At 59.1% G+C, this 582-nt stretch carries 1 protein-coding gene and 1 pseudogene; one reads left to right on the top strand and one right to left on the bottom strand.

Annotated elements, in window-relative coordinates; genetic code table 11:
- Positions 1 to 81: pseudogene (locus tag EVC45_RS48225) on the top strand (IS6 family transposase); the annotation flags it as partial.
- Between the two features lie 192 nt (positions 82 to 273).
- On the opposite strand, the gene EVC45_RS45070 reads toward EVC45_RS48225, so the two are convergent.
- Positions 274 to 582: transposase (locus EVC45_RS45070; RefSeq protein ID WP_248295485.1), on the bottom strand; the 309-nt coding region annotated here is incomplete at its 5' end.

Below are 582 nucleotides of genomic sequence, written 5' to 3'. Positions count from 1 at the left end.
CTGCTTCCCGAGGACACGAAGGTGCGCTCTTCGAAGTATCTCAATAATCTGATCGAACAGGACCATCGTCACATCAACAACTGATTGCGGGTTTCAAGCAGACTGAAGTTGCATTTGATCAGTAATGCATATGTTTCATGAAATGCATGAGTTGGCAAGACAGGCAACGCGAAGCGGAAGTGTGATTTGCGAAGTGATCGACATGGTAACGACGCGCGCGGCCATGGCGCAATGCGCCGGCGAAGTAGCGACAGGCCGCCCTGAGGGCCGCGATCAGCTGCGGCAGTAGTGCCTCAGGTTGATCATCGTGTAGGCGAGCGTCTTGAGCGCGTAGTGCACGGCACTGATGCGTTCGAAGCGCAGCAGCAGGCGGCGGAAGGTGTCCTCCCAGGCGAACACGCGCTCGATGGTGCTGAAGCGCTCCGCGAAGATGGCCGCGTCGAAATGCCGTCTGCGACCGCGCTTCGGTGCCTTGCGCCCACGCGGGTTCTCGGGAATGTTGGGCCTCATGCCGCGGTTGAAGATCGCACGGCGGTTTTCGCGGCAGTCGTAGACGCCATCCAGACTGACGGTTGAGCCCTG

The sequence above is a fragment of the Paraburkholderia sp. UYCP14C genome, assembly GCF_004197395.1.
Taxonomy (GTDB): domain Bacteria; phylum Pseudomonadota; class Gammaproteobacteria; order Burkholderiales; family Burkholderiaceae; genus Paraburkholderia.
The sequence above is the reverse complement of the archived record's forward strand: the minus strand, read 5'-3'. Positions and strand labels throughout refer to the sequence as shown.